The sequence below is a fragment of the Polynucleobacter sp. 35-46-11 genome (assembly GCF_002281105.1).
The window spans coordinates 1-1,986 of record NZ_NCFJ01000456.1 but is presented as its reverse complement, the minus strand read 5'-3'; the positions used below and the strand labels follow the sequence as shown (position 1 = coordinate 1,986).

The following is a 1,986-nucleotide window of genomic DNA, read 5'->3' as shown; positions in this document are numbered from 1 at the left end:
AATTGAGCCGCTCTCATTTGCGCTAGCAGTATTGATTGTTTTGTGCGCATTCTTTATCTTTGGGGTGTCAGGATTTGGTTCCTCAATAGTGGCAGTCCCTTTACTGGTGCAGATGTACCCATTAAAGGTAGTTGTGCCAATGATGGTTTTAGTAGACATTTGTGCTTCCTTATATGTTGGCAGGAAGTCCTCCGGTGATGCTGATATTGCCGAGCTTAAATGGCTTTTTCCTTTTAGCGTCTTGGGGATGTTCTTAGGAATATTTCTGCTGGTTAAGTCGCCCAGCGAACCCTTACTGCTGATTCTTGGATTATTTGCTGCAGTCAATGGAGTAAGGGTTCTTATTAAAAGGAATGTTGAAACCAGAGACCCCATTAGTAAATGGTGGGCCTTACCCCTTGGATTTTTAGGGGGCGCCTTTACTGCACTCTTTGCTACCGGTGGGCCACTCTACGTTTCTTATCTAGGCCTTCGTATTAATAATCCCAAAGTATTGCGTGCAACAATGGCATTTGCGATCTTCATGTTGACCTTCTTACGACTTATTCTGATGTTGGTAACGGGATTGATATTAAGCTGGGAAGTAATTGGTTTGGCAGTACTGTTGATGCCAGTGGCTTTTTTGGGAATATGGACTGGCACACATGTCCATACCAAACTGAGTAATGCCATGATGCGTATGGCATACGGTTTAATCCTGGTATTTGCTGGAGCCATACTATTAATTAGACAAATTACCTAGCGCGCAATAAAAAAGCGAGGACTCGTCCTCGCTTTTAAATGAAACCAAAGGTATTACTGAGTACTAATATTACGACCCTTAATCACCTTCTCCCAAACTCCTGATTCAGACTTAACTTGCGATTCAAAATCTTTCTGAGAATTCACTACCGCTGTTAAGCCGTTAAGATCCAAACTCTTTCTCATAGCCTCGGAGCTTACTGCTTTGACAGTAGCGTTATAGATTTTCTCGGTAATCGCATTTGGAGTATTAGCTGGAGCTACCAAGCCGAACCAGCCAGTGCTCTCAAATCCCGGGATGCCAGCTTCGGCAACTGTTGGAACATCTGGTAGCTGCTGAACACGTTTAGCACTAGTAACTGCTAGCGGCTTAATTTGACCATTCTTAGCAAAGCCAGTCGCAGCGGTAAGATTGCCAACCATAAAGTCAATTTGGCCAGAAACAAGATCATTAATGGCAGCGGATTCGCCTTTATAAGGTACATGTGTTGCCGGAATTTTGGCTGCATAGGTGAGATTTTCTCCGGCCATATGCACTTGGCTTCCGATTCCAGCAGATCCAAAATTGAGATCTTTAGTTTTTGCATAAGCAATAAACTCGGCAAAATTCTTTACTGGTAGCTTTTTACTTACTGATAACAGCATTGGACCACTAGCCACGTTTGTAATGTAAACAAAGTCCTTCGCATAATCGACCGGTAATTTTTTATACAAATTAGGGTTAACGGTAAGCATGCTTCCAGATGCGAGCATGATGGTATAGCCATCAGCAGGGGACTGCGCTACGTACTCTGCAGCAATATTTCCTCCGGCACCGCCTTTGTTTTCAACAATGACGTTTTGACCGAGATCTTTTGTAAGTTGCTGAGCCAATAATCGACCTAAGATATCAGTCGTACCGCCAGCCGCAAATGGAATTATTAATTTGATTGGCTTTGTGGGCCATGACTGCGCTGCTGCTAGTTGCGGCATTGCCAAGGTAAGCGCGCCAGCAATTAAAACTAATCGCCTGCTGAACTTATATTTTTCAATCTTAAACATTGGTGACCTCCGTTAGTAATTTGATCTTTGTATTGGTGTTACTTAGACATCAAAAAAACTTTTATTGCTACTTACTAGTTGTATTTTTTATTACTGCCATCTCCCCCACTCATGATGTTATGCCACTTTGTATTCGTTGCACCGCACAATGAATTGGTTCTTGCAAGATATCTAAATCATCTATATGATTCAGATATGTTGTCT

At 42.4% G+C, this 1,986-nt stretch carries 2 protein-coding genes; one reads left to right on the top strand and one right to left on the bottom strand.

The genetic code is table 11. The features are described from left to right. Positions 1-742: sulfite exporter TauE/SafE family protein (locus tag B7Y67_RS16295; protein ID WP_293599531.1), on the top strand; the 742-nt coding region annotated here is incomplete at its 5' end. Between the two features lie 53 nt (positions 743-795). Here B7Y67_RS16295 and B7Y67_RS16290 read toward each other — a convergent pair. Beyond that, positions 796-1,782: a tripartite tricarboxylate transporter substrate binding protein gene (locus B7Y67_RS16290; RefSeq protein WP_293599530.1), complete on the bottom strand. Its 987-nt coding sequence runs from the start codon at positions 1,780-1,782 to the stop codon at positions 796-798. Positions 1,783-1,986: the final 204 nt, after the last annotated feature.